This is a genomic window from Lactobacillus sp. UMNPBX16, from assembly GCF_002553775.1.
Classification (GTDB): Bacteria; Bacillota; Bacilli; order Lactobacillales; family Lactobacillaceae; genus Lactobacillus; species Lactobacillus crispatus.
Genome location: NZ_PCYU01000027.1, coordinates 1 through 12660 on the forward strand (window position 1 = coordinate 1; position 12660 = coordinate 12660).

The following is a 12660-nucleotide window of genomic DNA, read 5'->3' on the forward strand; positions in this document are numbered from 1 at the left end:
CTCGAAGCGACTTTATTAATATATAATACTTGAATATTAATTGCAAGTATTTTTTTAATAAAGAATTATGCTCGCTCTTAAAAAGGCGACTTCAATAATATACCTTAAAATTCATTTTTTGACAAGCTTATTTTTAAATGAATATTTACAAAATTCATGTTAAAGTTGATACATCACTACTTTGAGGAGGTCATTAAAATTAAAAAATTTGATTTAACTATTATCGGTGGCGGACCTGTTGGCCTATTTGCCGCGCGATTTGCCCATCTTCATGGACTCAAGACCGTACTGTTTGATTCATTATCTGAAACAGGCGGACAGCCACAAATGCTTTATCCTTTTAAGAAAATCAAAGATATTCCTGCTTACGACTCTATTACAGGAACTGAACTAATCGACAATTTACGACATAATTTAACGGATACAACTATTTTTACTAACCATAAAGTTGAAAATGTCACTAAACAAAAAGACGGCTTTATTATCGATGATATAGTTGCATCCCGCAGCATATTGATTACCACTGGCGCCGGTGCCTTTAAACCTAAAGCTTTACCATTATCTATGGATGATGATACTCAAAAAAGGATTCATTACTTTATTAAAGATCCCCAAAAATTTGTCGGACAAACAGTTGGCGTCTTTGGTGGCGGCGATTCAGCATTAGACCTGGCACTAGAATTAGCTAATTATGCCAATGTCAAAATCATTCATCGCCGTAATCAATTTCGCGGTCTTGAATCTAATGTCAAAAAACTTAAGTCTTTAAAAAATGTTGAAATTTTAACTCCCTATCTTCCTAAACAAATCAATTTGGTTGATAATCAACTGAACGTTAATTTAAAAGAAATGGGAAAAGATAGTTTAACTAATATCAAGTTAGACCAAGCAGTCGTTGCATATGGCTTTAAAGCTAATAATCACTTTGTCAAAAAATGGGGAATCGATTTAGCTGGCGCACAAATTAAGGTGAATTCAACAATGCAAACTAATATCGCCAGTGTTTATGCAGCTGGCGATGTTGTTACCTATCCTGGACGCGTCCCTTTAATCGCTCTCGGTTTTGGCGAAGCCCAGATTGCAATCACCGCGATTATGCGTGATCTTTTCCCTGAAAAAACTTTGACAATTCATTCAACTAGTTTTTAGGAGTTCCAGATGAGTTTAATCGATTTTATTTTGCACATTGATGACCATTTAATCACGATTGTTAACCAATTCGGTGGTTGGTCCTATTTAATCTTATTCGCTATCATTTTTATTGAAACAGGCTTAGTCGTTTTTCCATTTCTTCCAGGCGATTCGTTGATTTTTGCTGCGAGTGCAATGGCTGCTAATCCTAAGTATGGCTTAAATATTTGGCTAGTTTATCTTATAGTAGCATTCGCCGCCATAATCGGTGACAGTATCAACTATGAAATTGGTGCCTGGTCAACTAGAGCTGGTGAAAAACATAGCTGGTTCAATAAATTAATTAATCAAAATAATCGGTTGGCCGCTGAAAAGTTCTTTGAGCGCCACGGACCAATTACGATCGTTATAGGTAGATTTATACCATTTATTCGTACTTTTGTCCCATTCATTTCCGGCGGCAGTAAGATGCATTATGGTAAATTTATCACCTACAACATCTTGGGTGGCTTGCTTTGGACAGGATTGTTCACAATCATCGGTTTCTTCTTTGGCAATATTCCATTTGTAAAGGACCATTTTTCAATGATCGTAATTGCTATCATTTTAGTATCAGTTGTGCCAATCGCAATTGTCGCAATCAAGAAAAAAATATCACTCAAAAAAGAGTTCCACTAAGGAACTCTTTTTTACTTACGTAATAATTTTTCAGCAAAATATAATTCATAAATAACCCCAGCAACGGCAAAACAAGAAGCAAAGAAGCCTTCCGTTAGCACATTGATAATTGGGTCAGTATTAGGATCAAACAGCCAATCACTATTGTTAAACAAAATATGGTGAAAAATCACAAAGAAACTGTCGAAATTGGTTACTGCAAATGGAAAAATAATAATTGGCAATAATAGCAAAATAAGGGCTACTGATTTATCCAAATTAAGCAGTAGCTTTTTCTTTTGTCGTTTAAAAACAAAGTGCACTATGATGCAGATAATAAAAACTAATAGAGTCAGAATAAATAAATGCTTACATTCCGCAAAATGTTCTGCCGCATTAGCAGATGTAGGGAAATTATCCATTTTAAGCTGCTTTTTAAAGGGCCAGAGCAAATAAAACATCAGCTGGTTATAATTATGCATTACCTTAAACAAAGACATGTGAACCGTCTCATATGTCTTTTGTACGATCATAAAAATAAACAATAATGGCCAACTAGCCACAATTGCCCCAATTACACTGCTAGAAACAGCAAACAAAAAATGATAAATCAGCGAAAAAATATTGTTTTTAGTAATCATAATTCAAATTCATCTAGGTTATTAACTAAAATTGTTGGTTGACGTTTATCTGCAATATCCACTTTGGTCGTCACACCTGTCAAAGTCAACAACTGATCTACTCCACTATTAAAGCCAGCTTTAATATCGGTATCGTAATTATCACCTACCAAAAGTGCCTCATCTTTGCTATAGCCAACTTTATCCAAAGCCATTTTTACAATAATTGATTCAGGCTTACCAATATACAGTGGCTCTACTCCACTTGCTGCAGCAACGAATGCACATTGTGAACCATTGCCTGGAATTAGCTCATCCTCTGCTGGTAAATTCATATCGGCATTAGTCCCAATAAAAGTGGCTCCACGTCTAATCGCCCGTGAAGCTACTCGTACTTTATGATAAGTCAGATCTGTATCCATACCGACAATTACATAATCGGGATTTTCTTCATTAAGCTCAAACTCTGGATGTTGCAATAATTCACGCCAGAGACCAATCTGCCCAATAATATACAAGCCGATCTTTTCCTTGTGTTCTCTTTGTAAAATATAGCTAGCTGTGGCCATACTTGGCGTATAAACATGGTCCGTATCAGTTTCGATACCGTGTCCCTTTAGTTTATCAACTACCATTTGCGGTGTTCTGGTCGTATTGTTGGTTAAAAACAAATAGTCTTTCCCTGCTTGAACTAAACGATGAACAAATCTTACTCCTGATTCAACTGTTTCCTTACCACGATAAACAGTTCCATCTAAGTCAATTAAAAATACCCGGTAATCTTTCACTAGTTTCCCTTTCTCTTTTTAATAATAAATGAATGATGCCGTCCAAATTCTTTTTTCACTGCAATTGATTGTTTTTTCTTAAATTTAGTTTGATGAACACGCCGCTTCTTAAACGGATTATTTTCATTTTTATTCTTCCGATAATTTCGACGTCGTGCATGATAACGCTCATTTTTACCAAAATCGCGCTCGCGTCGTTCACGTGATCGCCGTATTTTAGTACGTTGATGCTGATAATAATGTACTGGATGCGTTAATTCCAAGATAAAATAAGGTCCGCCGGGATTACAATATTCCGTTAAATAATCCACGATCGCCATTTCTTTTTTATCAATTGCGGTTCTAGCACCGTCTTTATAAAAGCCTTTCAAGCGTAAATGTTCACTAGAAACGTCCCCCACCAGATAATCATACTGGTCAAGATAAGGATCATATTTTTTACGCAAAGATTCTAAATCAAGTGCGTCTCGCTCATTGACAATGATGCTATAAAGCTGCGCACCAATCTTAATGCTCTTACCATCTTGCACCACGTCAGCAAGTGGGTGTCTAATTGGCTGTTCTTGTTCAAATTTATTTTCTTCAGTCATCTTTTTCACTTCTCGCTGTTAAAGGATATTTTTCAGCCAAATATTTACCAACAACTTCACGTAAAAATTGTGGGAATAAAAACTCATTTTCACCGACAATAGCCAAAGTTGGGAAAAATGGAACTAAGACATAATGATCCAAACAGGCAATTTTATATTCTTTTTGTGGATCAATTTCATGCCCATTGACGTAAACTACACGTCTACGCATATCAACCTTGATCCCTTTGTAATACATCTGACCAAAAATTTTTCCTCGAAAACTCATCCCTTGCAGTGGAAAATGGTCTAGGTAATGCCGATTCTTTTCAATTTCCATCACTAGTCGCCACAAATCATAACCTTTCAAGGTTGAACGAACAACGTGCATTGGATGCGGTAAGGCATTTTGTAAATCATATTGAGTAATTATTCCACTCTTAAACGGGGTCAAGAATAGGCCTGAGCTTAAAATGGCTAAATCTGTTTTAGCAAAATCAGCAATCGCATCAAGAGAAACTTGAACGGCTGCTACTTTATCATCCGCAAATTTTTCAGGTAAATTAGCCACTTTTCGTTCTGATAAAAGTCGCTTACCTTCATCATAGTAGCCCTGAATTACTGCCTTATCTTCCGGTTCTTCTGGCATCGAAGCAGTAGAAATAGTGCGAGGTACTACCTTAATCACGTGATGATCTTCAAGTTCTAGATGAATATCACCCACATAGTTTCCCCATTTACCTGTTTGCGTAATCCAAGTATGCCCCACTTTTTCACCATGTTCAATCAGATCATGGCTGTGGCCTCCTACAATTAAATTAATTTGAGGATAATGTTTAGCTAACCAGCGATCCATTTTTAATCCAACATGAGTCAATAAAATTAAGACATCATACTTGCCTTCAATTTGAGCTAATTCGTGATCCATACTGTCACCTAACATCTTGACATGCCAATGATTAGGACCATAAGTCATTGGATAAGCTGCAGTCAGGCCAATTAAAGCAATTCGCGTCTTTTTCTTAGTAGTTAAAAACATATGGCCGACTGCCCATTTAGGCATTGATTCATCTTCTTCACGCAAATTTGCTAAAACTGTCGGAAAGTCCGCATGATCAAATAAATGTTCCAATACCCAATGTGGATTAGAAATTCCCTCATTATTGCCAATCGTAATTGCATCATAGTTAAACCCATTCATCAATTTGATGTTGGCTTGACCTTCCGTAGCATCAGTTAAAGGATGAGACCGATCCATAAAGTCTCCTGCATCGAAAGTGTAGATATCATCAACCGATTGATCAACCTGCGCTTTTTTCAAGTAACGTCCGATTTTAGGGAAATGTTCAAAATGTGAATGAAGATCATTGGTATGTAAAATTCGCAGTTGTTCCATTTTTTATGCCACTTTCTAACCAATTCGATTGGCTTTTAAGATCATATTATATGCGTCTAAAATTTTTCCCTTGGGTTTATCCCATTCTACCCATTTTGGATTTTTCCAATCACTTTCATTAGTCAAAGTCTGCAAGTCATAAGTATCATTGATATATTTTTCATAAGCAATCAGTGCCTTAGTTCGAGGAATATTCAGCTGCAGTATTTTGACTTTTTTAATTAAGCCATGATCTGCAGCTAATTCTGCAATTCCATTTTGGTCAATATTAGAGATTTCATAATATCGACTGCCATCATTTCTGGTAACTTCTTCAATTAAGTCCAATTGTTCCATTAAATCTCATCCTTTAGATTTCAATCATACCGATTACTGATAAAAGAATAGTACTATAAATAGAAAAAAATGTGTAACCATGCTATTGTTAAGTATGCGATAGAGGTGTACACATGAAATTTAAAAGCCGACTCGTTTGGGTTCTTTTTTTTAGCTTAGTCTTTTTCATAAATAGTGGTTTTACAGTTGTAGGGCACCGTGGTGATCCCATCAAATATCCTGAAGAAACAATTCAGGCTGACGATTCCGCCTTTAATTCTGGTGCTGATTACGTTGAACTCGATCTCCAGCTCTCAAAGGATGGAGTTCCGGTCATTGCACATGATGATGACCTCTTCCGAGTTACTCATACACATGCAATTGTATCACAAAATAATTTTACAGCACTTAAACAACTGCAATATGACAATGGCGAACACGTTATGTCACTCAGTGAGCTTTTTAAGCATTATCAAAATAAACCAAACACTAAATTTGTCTTAGAGACTAAAATTGATCATGGATTAAATCCGTCCTATGAGTTAGAGGATAGAAGCGCACAAATAGTTAAAAAATACCATATGCAGAAAAGAATCATGATTCATTCATTTTCCGCTGCTAGTCTCTTTCACTTTAGAAAAATTATGCCTGAAGCTTATCTAATTTTGATCGTTGGCAGCCTGAAACGCATTAATTTCAGTAATTTACCTCAAGTTAATGCTATCAATGCTTCTTCTGATATTGTGCAAGAGCATCCCTTTTTAATTCACTGGCTTCACAAATTACATAAGCAACTGTTTGTCTGGGCCGAAATGGACGAATCGCCTGCCCTATGGCATTGGCTAATTAATCGGAATGTTGATGGCGTGGTTACCAACTATCCCGCTACTGGTTTTAAATATAAATTAGCCAAAAGTGGCACTAAAAAGTACGCTATTAATAGAACTGGAATTTATTTTGGTAAAACTAAAGCCGCTACAATGATGAATCCGTATGTTCGCATCAAAGAAAAGAAGTACGTGCAACCAGGTCAAAAAGTCAATGTCACTTATGGCGTCCGTGTAGATGATCGCTTATTTTATCAAATTGCTGAAAAAACTTTTATTTCGGCAGAATTCGTTAATTTTGACTTAACAAAGCGAGATATTGCTCCTTATCAAAATAAGAAAATTATCGCTAAACCTAACCAAAAAGTTACAATTTATCGTTATCCTGATAACCAAGCCAAAACGCAGCAAAAATTACCCGCAAATCAATTATTAAAAATTCAAAATTTTAATGGTAGTCCTAAAAACATGTGGATTTATACCAAACTAGGTTGGGTTAAGGCAAAAGATATCTTGTTCTATGGCTTCTTTAGTCAAGACGATTTCAGAGATTATCAGTCTTTACCACGGGTCAGTCAGTACACTAATCTCGTGCTTTTGCCCTATAATCCTAATCAAGCAATTGCGCCAACCACTTTTACACAAAAGCTTCAACAGATTAACAAAATTATCTACTAAAACAAAAAGACCAGTAAACTGGTCTTTTTTGCTTCACTTAATTATTGATTTAAAGTACTTTGCTTTTTAACTAATTCATATGGCAAAACAATATGAGTATCATCTACTTCTTCATTGTTCATCAACTTAGTCAACATTCTCATTGCTACGGCACCCATATCATAAAGTGGCTGCTTAATCGTAGTCAAAGCTGGACGAACAACAGAAGCTAACTGCGTAGCACTGGCGGTCACGATTTCCAAATCTTCTGGCACTTTCTTACCTGCATCCATCGCAGAATTCAAAATACCAACTGATGAAATATCGCGAGTAACAATTACACCATCAACGCCATCTTTAACTAATTGTGGGTATAAATTATAACCATCTGAATAGTCTTTAATATCAGTATAGATTCGAGGAGTGCCCAAATCATTTTCTTCCATGAATTCTTCATAAGCAGGGATTCTGTTTTCGCTGTTAACTACAGCATCTTGATCACCAACTACGATTCCCAAATGCTTCTTACCATCATGGTACATCAAATTTAATGCTTCAGTATCAGCCTTCTTATAGTCAATTGTGACAGAAGCAAAATCATCACGATTATCTTTAGTACCTGCTAAAACCACAGGAGTATCAGTCCGCTTAAAGGCATCAGCTGCTTCATCTGATAAACGGTTAGACATATAAATTACACCGTCAACTTGCTTATTCAGCAAACTTTGAATAACTTGGTCTTCCTTCATCAAGCGGTTTTCAATACTAGTAATAATGATGTTGTATTTATATAAAAGTGCAATATCATCAATACCCTTAGATAATTCTGCAAAGTATAAATTAGTTAAATCTGGGACAATTAACCCTACTGTAGTAGTCCGCTTAGAAGCTAAACCTTGAGCTACAGCGTTTGGTTGATAGTGCAGTCTTTTAATAACTTCGAGAACACGGTCACGTGTCTCTTTTCTAACATTACTATTACCATTCACAACACGAGAAACCGTAGCCATTGAAACCTTAGCTTCTCGAGCGACGTCATAGATTGTAACTTCTTGTTTATGCATCTCTTATCTCTCAGTCCTTCCAAAAAATTCTTCACTTAAAGATATCACGATGCTGCATAAAATGCAAACGTTTACAGATTTTCTTTCATTTTTTCATTAAGAAATCATGATATACTACAGTCAACATAATTTGCAAGAAAAGAGGACAATATGAACTTAGATAAATTACAACAATGGTTGCAAGACTCCAATAATGATCTTGCTTACATTTCTAATCCAATCACCATTTCCTACTTTACTGGTTACTCAATGGAACCACATGAGAGAATCTTTGCTTTAATTGTTTTAAAGGATGCAGAACCATTTATTTTCTGCCCGGCTTTAAACGTAGAAGAAGCAAAAGCATCTGCATGGGATGGCGATGTTATCGGCTATCTTGATTCTGAGAATCCTTGGAGCATCATCGCAGATAATGTCAAAAAGAGAACTCACGATACCCATAATTGGGCAATTGAAAAAGATGATTTGTCTGTTGCCCACTACCAGCTCTTACGTGGTGAATTTCCTAACGCTAGTTTCACTAACGATGTTTCACCTTTTATTGAAAAACTTCGTCTTTACAAGACACCTGAAGAAATCAAGAAGTTGCAAGGCGCTGGTGCAGAAGCAGACTTCGCTTTTAAGATTGGCTTTGACGCAATTAGAACTGGCGTCACCGAAAGAAGCATCGCTGGTCAAATTGATTACCAACTAAAAATTCAAAAAGGTGTTATGCATGAAAGTTTTGAAACCATCGTACAAGCTGGTAAAAACGCCGCTAATCCTCACCTTGGTCCAACTATGAACACTGTTCAACCAAATGAATTAGTTTTATTCGACTTAGGTACCATGCACGATGGTTACGCATCAGATTCTAGTCGAACTGTTGCTTACGGTGAACCTACTGCTAAGCAACGCGAAATTTATGAAGTTGATCGTGAAGCTCAACAAGCCGCAATCGAAGCTGCTAAGCCAGGAATCACCGCTGAAGAATTAGATAGCGTGGCTCGTGACATCATTACTAAGGCTGGCTATGGTGAATACTTCATTCACCGCCTAGGTCACGGCATTGGTAAAAACGTTCATGAATATCCATCAATCGTACAAGGTAACGACTTAGTTCTTGAAGAAGGAATGTGCTTCTCCATTGAACCAGGTATCTACATCCCTGGCTTTGCTGGTGTCAGAATTGAAGATTGTGGTGTCGTTACTAAGGACGGCTTTGAAACCTTTACTCACACTGACAAGGACTTAAAAGTTTTGCCACTTAAAGACTAATTTTGTCATAAAAAAGGAGCTGATCATCACGACCAGCTCCTTTTCTTTTTGACTTTAATTAAGCTTGTGGTTTTTCTGAAGTAGATGCTGCATCAGTATCATCTTTTTCAGCATTGTTCAAATCGTTAACTGACTCTTCAGCATTTTCACTGTCATCGTCATCTTTATTTGAGTCATCGATTACGATGTCGTCAAAATCCTTCAATTCTGAATCATCTTCAACATTCTTAGGGAATGATGCTAATTGATTCTTAACGATTTCAGTACCATTGTCATACTTCTTCTTCAAATCTTGAAGCTTGTCATTATCTTTAATCTTGTTCTTAACGTCATCAACTTGTTCATCACTAACAAGAAGTGAACCTGCGAGAAAACCTGCTGCACATCCTGCAACGGCACCTAATAAGAAACTTGCGAATTTTTTCATGGTGAATTCCTCCTTTATTAATTTTCACCTCTGCGACGCTTGCGTCTTGCAAATGCCGTCGCAGCTATTGAAGAAATAAGACCCGTACGGCTTAAATGATTGCTGCTAAAGCGTTTAGCGATCTTTTTAGATGAATCGTTTAATTCTGATACGCTTTCGCCTAAATCTGCAGCAGCTTTAACAACTGGATCTAACGTCTTCATTTTACCATTAACATCGGTCATTAGGTCATTAGTTTTATCTAACAAATCCGAAGTTTGATCCATCAAGCCATCCATATCTTCAGAAATTTTCTTCATTGACTCGTTAGTTGTTTGAATAGTTGCACTAGTTTCTTTCAACAACTTCGCGGTCCGAATTAGCATTGGAATCGTAAATAATACTAAAATTAAGAATGCAATCGCCGCAATTAAGCCTGCTAAAGCACCATAAGAAATTGTCATTTTCTACCTCCATCAACATCTAAAAAAAGTTTAGCATGAATATCCTTTATTCTCAATTAATGTCTTGTTATTCTTAATTATACCCGTAAGCAATAGAAAGGACACCAAATGAAGATTCCTACTCACATAAATATACAGAAAATTGAAATTGATTGGAGTAAAATTAGCCAAAATTTATTGTCAATTATTTGGCAATTAGCTATTACTTCACTCATTTTTTACCTTTTATCCCATTTTGGTCATAAAATAATTAATAATTACTTAGCCAAGCATAACACAGTTAAGAATAAAAGAACTCGAACTATCACAGCTTTGATTAACAGCGTTTTTCAATATACCCTTATCTTCTTCTATTTATTCGGTATTCTCTCTATTCTAGGTGTACCAGTTGGCACCTTGTTAGCCAGTGCTGGAATTTTTTCCCTAGCTTTAGGAATGGGCGCACAAGGCTTTGTTAGTGATTTGGTCAACGGTTTCTTTATTCTAAGTGAAGACCAATTTGATGTTGGAGATTTAGTTCAGATTGGCACTAATGTTGGTACCGTCGTGCAACTAGGCCTCAGAACTACTCGTCTCAAGGGTTCAGATGGCTCAATTATTTTCATCCCTAACCGCAACATTACCATTGTGCAAAACCTAGCCCATGGCGGTGTAGCACTAGACATTAATTTGGATCTTGATACCAAAAACGATATTGATGAAGTTAACAAGTTAATCAAAGAATGCAATCGCAAGATTCAGCCAGAAAAAAAGACGATTGTTTCTGGACCTACTATCGTTGGTGTGACTGAGCAAACAGGAAAGAAATTTGTTTATTCAATTCACTTTCAAGTTAAACCTGGTAAACAAGCCGCTGTGAGAAATTTGTATTTAAGTAAATATATTCAAATTTTACGAGAAAATAATATTGTTTTTGCAAGTACAGAACGACCTGCAAAAACTACTGCAAAATAAGTAAAAAATAGCTCAGTTCAAATCATACGAATGACCCGAACTGAGCTATTTTTATCTAATCAAATTGTTCTAACCAACTTGGCAATTCCTTCAATAACTTTTGTACAGCTCGCCCACGATGAGAGATCTCATTCTTTTCATCAGTAGTCATCTGTGCAAAAGTTTTTTCTTTTTCCGGAATATAAAACAATGGATCATAGCCAAAACCATCTTCACCACGTGGTGCGGCCAAAATACGACCACTGCAAGTACCTGACACAACCAAGTCTTTATCAAATTCACCTGGCATTGAAACCACAATCGTAGTCCAAAACTTGGCCGTTCTTTTTTCATCTGGCACACCGCCTAAATTAGCTAATAACTTTGCGTTATTCTTTGCATCATTATGAGCTTCGCCAGCATAGCGAGCACTTCTAACACCTGGTTCGCCATCCAAAGCATCAACCATTAAACCTGAATCATCGGCAATCGTAGGCAACTTGCTAAACTCAGCTAATTCATGGGCCTTAATCTTGGCATTAGCTTCAAACGTATGGCCACTTTCAATCGGATGAGGCGGATTGTCTAAGTCAGCATTCGTCTTAATCTCGACATTTACCCCAGCTTGTTTAAAGGCTTCTTTTAGTTCTTTTGCTTTACCTTGATTACCAGTCGCAAATAAAATTTCTTTAACCATTATTCATTCTCCGTATCCACATGCTTAGATGTTAAAGTTGCATCATCCATGAATGTCCTTGCTAAATGATCAAAACTAGTTGGATCGCCTGTAGTGTAATATTCATGACTGACTTTTTCATTACCATCACTAAACAAACCATCGCGCCGCATCACATTAAACGTATACTGTGCAACTTGATCTGCAGGATCCAAGATAGTAACATTTTTATCATTAATTGCTTCTTTAAATTCTTTCTGAATCAATGGATAATGCGTACAGCCCATAATTAAAGTGTCAAAGTCTTTTCCTTGTAAGGGGGTCAAACTCTCTTTAACTACTTTTAAGTTGGTTTCATGATCTTTTTGAGCCTCCACAAGTGGTGCAAGTTTAGGGGCAGCTAATTCCGTTACCTGAATTTCTGGATCACGGAAACGGATCTCTTTAGCATAAGCATGTGATTCTGCTGTTGCTTTAGTTGAAACTACCGCAACTTTTTTATTCTTAGTTGTCCGTGAAGCGGCCAAACTCCCCGACTGAATAACTCCGATAATTTGTGGATCGATTTCTGCTTGAATCGTACTCATAGCCATTGCTGTCGCAGTATTGCAGGCAAAAATTATCAGCTTAACATTTTTATCTAACAAAAATTGGACTGATTTTCTAACTAGTTCAATAATCTCTTCTTTAGTTCGATCGCCATACGGCATATGAGCGTTATCACCAATAAAAACAGTTGATTCATTAGGCAATTTTTCAATTACTTTTTTTGCAACAGATAGGCCACCTAGCCCTGAATCCAATAATCCAATCGGACGATTATCCATAATAAAACCCTCTTAAAATCAAAAATTTATTTTCTACTTCTACTAGTTTACGGTAAAATAAAAAAGAATAAAA

At 36.5% G+C, this 12660-nt stretch carries 15 protein-coding genes; 5 read left to right on the top strand and 10 right to left on the bottom strand.

Annotated features, from left to right (window positions below):
* Nucleotides 1-156: 156 nt before the first annotated feature.
* Nucleotides 157-1149 carry an NAD(P)/FAD-dependent oxidoreductase gene (locus CP367_RS06525; protein WP_089146248.1) on the top strand — a complete coding sequence of 331 codons (993 nt, stop codon included), beginning with the start codon at nucleotides 157-159 and terminating at the stop codon, nucleotides 1147-1149.
* 9 nt (nucleotides 1150-1158) lie between these two features.
* Nucleotides 1159-1809, top strand: a complete 651-nt coding sequence (locus CP367_RS06530; protein WP_005724245.1) for a VTT domain-containing protein — start codon at nucleotides 1159-1161, stop codon at nucleotides 1807-1809.
* 11 nt (nucleotides 1810-1820) lie between these two features.
* Here CP367_RS06530 and CP367_RS06535 read toward each other — a convergent pair whose 3' ends face one another.
* The 5 genes from CP367_RS06535 to CP367_RS06555 are packed head-to-tail and all read right to left on the bottom strand — an operon-like array spanning nucleotide 1821 to nucleotide 5497.
* A complete protein-coding gene (locus tag CP367_RS06535) occupies nucleotides 1821-2429 on the bottom strand; it encodes a TIGR01906 family membrane protein (RefSeq protein ID WP_005721551.1) in 609 nt (202 codons plus the stop codon).
* Entirely contained in the window at nucleotides 2426-3196 is a 771-nt protein-coding gene (locus CP367_RS06540) for a TIGR01457 family HAD-type hydrolase (protein ID WP_005720504.1), read from the bottom strand. Before CP367_RS06540 ends, CP367_RS06535 begins: the two co-directional genes overlap by 4 nt.
* Nucleotides 3196-3786 (bottom strand): YutD family protein, encoded by a 591-nt coding sequence (locus tag CP367_RS06545; RefSeq protein ID WP_005720505.1) that lies wholly within the window; start codon nucleotides 3784-3786, stop codon nucleotides 3196-3198. The genes CP367_RS06540 and CP367_RS06545 overlap by 1 nt, the downstream gene beginning before the upstream one ends.
* Complete coding sequence (locus CP367_RS06550; RefSeq protein WP_089146247.1) at nucleotides 3779-5161, bottom strand: bifunctional UDP-sugar hydrolase/5'-nucleotidase; 1383 nt, start codon at nucleotides 5159-5161, stop codon at nucleotides 3779-3781. The genes CP367_RS06545 and CP367_RS06550 overlap by 8 nt, the downstream gene beginning before the upstream one ends.
* A gap of 15 nt (nucleotides 5162-5176) precedes the next feature.
* Nucleotides 5177-5497, bottom strand: coding sequence for a hypothetical protein (locus CP367_RS06555; protein ID WP_005720507.1), 321 nt, complete (start codon nucleotides 5495-5497; stop codon nucleotides 5177-5179).
* A gap of 113 nt (nucleotides 5498-5610) precedes the next feature.
* Here CP367_RS06555 and CP367_RS06560 point away from each other — a divergent pair, with 113 nt between their 5' ends.
* Nucleotides 5611-6981, top strand: coding sequence for a glycerophosphodiester phosphodiesterase (locus tag CP367_RS06560; RefSeq protein WP_089146246.1), 1371 nt, complete (start codon nucleotides 5611-5613; stop codon nucleotides 6979-6981).
* Nucleotides 6982-7022: 41 nt separating this feature from the next.
* Here CP367_RS06560 and CP367_RS06565 read toward each other — a convergent pair whose 3' ends face one another.
* Entirely contained in the window at nucleotides 7023-8024 is a 1002-nt protein-coding gene (locus tag CP367_RS06565) for a substrate-binding domain-containing protein (protein WP_013085886.1), read from the bottom strand.
* A 150-nt stretch (nucleotides 8025-8174) separates the two neighbouring features.
* Here CP367_RS06565 and CP367_RS06570 point away from each other — a divergent pair, with 150 nt between their 5' ends.
* Complete coding sequence (locus CP367_RS06570) at nucleotides 8175-9281, top strand: Xaa-Pro peptidase family protein (RefSeq protein ID WP_089147815.1); 1107 nt, start codon at nucleotides 8175-8177, stop codon at nucleotides 9279-9281.
* A gap of 58 nt (nucleotides 9282-9339) precedes the next feature.
* Here CP367_RS06570 and CP367_RS06575 read toward each other — a convergent pair whose 3' ends face one another.
* Nucleotides 9340-9708: a hypothetical protein gene (locus tag CP367_RS06575; RefSeq protein WP_005720511.1), complete on the bottom strand. Its 369-nt coding sequence runs from the start codon at nucleotides 9706-9708 to the stop codon at nucleotides 9340-9342.
* Between the two features lie 17 nt (nucleotides 9709-9725).
* Nucleotides 9726-10151, bottom strand: a complete 426-nt coding sequence (locus CP367_RS06580; RefSeq protein WP_005720512.1) for a DUF948 domain-containing protein — start codon at nucleotides 10149-10151, stop codon at nucleotides 9726-9728.
* A gap of 108 nt (nucleotides 10152-10259) precedes the next feature.
* Between CP367_RS06580 and CP367_RS06585 the strand changes: the two genes are divergently transcribed.
* A complete protein-coding gene (locus CP367_RS06585) occupies nucleotides 10260-11105 on the top strand; it encodes a mechanosensitive ion channel family protein (protein ID WP_065989992.1) in 846 nt (281 codons plus the stop codon).
* Between the two features lie 55 nt (nucleotides 11106-11160).
* Here CP367_RS06585 and CP367_RS06590 read toward each other — a convergent pair whose 3' ends face one another.
* Both CP367_RS06590 and murI read right to left on the bottom strand, forming a co-directional pair.
* Nucleotides 11161-11781 (bottom strand): XTP/dITP diphosphatase, encoded by a 621-nt coding sequence (locus tag CP367_RS06590; RefSeq protein ID WP_089147816.1) that lies wholly within the window; start codon nucleotides 11779-11781, stop codon nucleotides 11161-11163.
* Nucleotides 11781-12587: a glutamate racemase gene (gene murI, locus CP367_RS06595; protein ID WP_065990000.1), complete on the bottom strand. Its 807-nt coding sequence runs from the start codon at nucleotides 12585-12587 to the stop codon at nucleotides 11781-11783. The genes CP367_RS06590 and murI overlap by 1 nt, the downstream gene beginning before the upstream one ends.
* Between the last annotated feature and the right edge of the window lie 73 nt (nucleotides 12588-12660).

Coding starts and splice junctions, on each gene's coding strand:
- CP367_RS06525 (WP_089146248.1), top strand. CDS start 157: ATGTTAAAGTTGATACATCACTACTTTGAGGAGGTCATTAAAATTAAA.
- CP367_RS06530 (WP_005724245.1), top strand. CDS start 1,159: ATGAGTTTAATCGATTTTATTTTGCACATTGATGACCATTTAATCACG.
- CP367_RS06535 (WP_005721551.1), bottom strand. CDS start 2,429: ATGATTACTAAAAACAATATTTTTTCGCTGATTTATCATTTTTTGTTT.
- CP367_RS06545 (WP_005720505.1), bottom strand. CDS start 3,786: ATGACTGAAGAAAATAAATTTGAACAAGAACAGCCAATTAGACACCCA.
- CP367_RS06550 (WP_089146247.1), bottom strand. CDS start 5,161: ATGGAACAACTGCGAATTTTACATACCAATGATCTTCATTCACATTTT.
- CP367_RS06555 (WP_005720507.1), bottom strand. CDS start 5,497: ATGGAACAATTGGACTTAATTGAAGAAGTTACCAGAAATGATGGCAGT.
- CP367_RS06560 (WP_089146246.1), top strand. CDS start 5,611: ATGAAATTTAAAAGCCGACTCGTTTGGGTTCTTTTTTTTAGCTTAGTC.
- CP367_RS06565 (WP_013085886.1), bottom strand. CDS start 8,024: ATGCATAAACAAGAAGTTACAATCTATGACGTCGCTCGAGAAGCTAAG.
- CP367_RS06570 (WP_089147815.1), top strand. CDS start 8,175: ATGAACTTAGATAAATTACAACAATGGTTGCAAGACTCCAATAATGAT.
- CP367_RS06575 (WP_005720511.1), bottom strand. CDS start 9,708: ATGAAAAAATTCGCAAGTTTCTTATTAGGTGCCGTTGCAGGATGTGCA.
- CP367_RS06580 (WP_005720512.1), bottom strand. CDS start 10,151: ATGACAATTTCTTATGGTGCTTTAGCAGGCTTAATTGCGGCGATTGCA.
- CP367_RS06585 (WP_065989992.1), top strand. CDS start 10,260: ATGAAGATTCCTACTCACATAAATATACAGAAAATTGAAATTGATTGG.
- CP367_RS06590 (WP_089147816.1), bottom strand. CDS start 11,781: ATGGTTAAAGAAATTTTATTTGCGACTGGTAATCAAGGTAAAGCAAAA.
- murI (WP_065990000.1), bottom strand. CDS start 12,587: ATGGATAATCGTCCGATTGGATTATTGGATTCAGGGCTAGGTGGCCTA.